Source organism: Frankia sp. CgKIO3 (assembly GCF_977946435.1).
Map to the genome: position 1 here is coordinate 1 of NZ_CDWTMO010000226.1, position 1,450 is coordinate 1,450.

Annotated in this window: 1 protein-coding gene and 1 pseudogene; one reads left to right on the forward strand and one right to left on the reverse strand. The window is 64.9% G+C overall.

Features of this window, described 5'->3' with window-relative positions; all coding sequences use genetic code 11:
- The coding region (locus AC08OJ_RS18420; protein WP_476596388.1) for a sulfotransferase family protein at positions 1–673 on the reverse strand (673 nt) is incomplete at its 3' end.
- Between the two features lie 445 nt (positions 674–1,118).
- Between AC08OJ_RS18420 and AC08OJ_RS18425 the strand changes: the two are divergent.
- A pseudogene (locus tag AC08OJ_RS18425) lies at positions 1,119–1,274 on the forward strand (transposase); the annotation flags it as partial.
- Positions 1,275–1,450: the final 176 nt, after the last annotated feature.

Genomic DNA, 1,450 nt, shown 5'->3' on the forward strand with positions numbered 1-1,450 from the left:
GGCATTTGAGCACCCAGCGGCGCTCGGGATCGCGCAGCCCGATCAGCTGCAGATTGCGCCGGTTCCGCTGGTACGCGCCAGTCCAATCCTGGTCTGCGATCCACGCGGAGTAGGTCGGCAGGTGCCCGGTATATTCAAGAAGGCTCGAGAGCATTGATTGGCGGATCAACCGCCAACACTCCTCGACCGCATCGGCGATACGATTGTGAATGCCCAGATAGCCAGGATGTTGCGCGACGAAGCCGGCGATATCCTGCTGGGTCTGCCGGAAGACCGGGTTGGTCGGCCAGGTCGAGACCGGCGGCCGGGGCTGGGGAGCGTAGGTCAGCCACAGTTCGACGCCCTGGTTGGCCGGGTCGGCGGCGAGCAGCCGGTGCAGGGTGGTCGTGCCGGTGCGCGGCATGCCGACGATGAACACCGGTCGCTCGATCGGTACCTGGGCATGCTCGGGGTATTCGCGCCACCCGGCCTCACTGAAAAGGCGGGAAACCAGGATTCCGCACAGATTGTCGCGGACCATTCGGACGCCGTCCGCAGTCAGGGCGGTCTCCTGCTCGTAGGAGGCAAGGACGACCTCCAGCCCCTCGAGGTAGTCCGGCGGGCCGAAGTCGGAAAGCCCGGTGAGATCGGAGGCCTCGGCGTGTAGTTCCTCGATTATGCAGATCTTGTCCACTGAACAGGCTCCTGTAATTCATGGGGCAGCGTTATTGAACTGTCGCAAGGAGGGGCTCGTCTCGCCGCAAAGCTCGGTCGAGCCCGTTGGGTGGCTTCTCCGACGCAGGTCGCGCACATGGCGGGCCTACCGGCGGATGGAGTACGTCCAAGCCGTCCGAGGACGGTTCGGCGAAGGCAGCGGAGAACTCGCTGCGGCAGAGGTCGGGTCTAGGGTCGGGACGTCCGTCAACAGAATAGACCAACTGAGCGTGCGAGCGGCATGGCGATAAGCTCATCCAATCGAAGCCGATGCTCGTGACATCGATAAAGTGAGTGCCCGCCGCCCAGGGTATTGGGGCTCTTCGCGGTTCGCCGGACGGCGTATTTGGCCGCTGACCTTCTATGATGCCTGGTGGTGGCTGGTGTAGCCGTGGGTCGGGGTAGAAAACGAGGCCGCCGCCCGCGAGGCGCTGCCACCCGCGGCGCTGGCCGTCGGCCCGTTCCACGTCGTCCATCTGGCCAACAGGGCCGTCAGCGACGTCCGCCGCCGCGTCACCTACGCCCGCCCCACCCGGCCACTCCCAGTCACCACCAACCCAGCAGCAACCGTAATCGGCTAACTACAGATTCCGGCCAACGCGAGGAGTCAGTATTGTTATGAGAATGTCACGTAGGTCGTCAGGGAGAGGGCCGGCGGCGGTGTGGGCGCGGTCGGTCAGATCGTGGCCCTGCCGGTGGTCGGGAGAGCCAACCGCCAATGGAGTCGCCTATGAGGCGCTCTCACCTCGCCTACTTT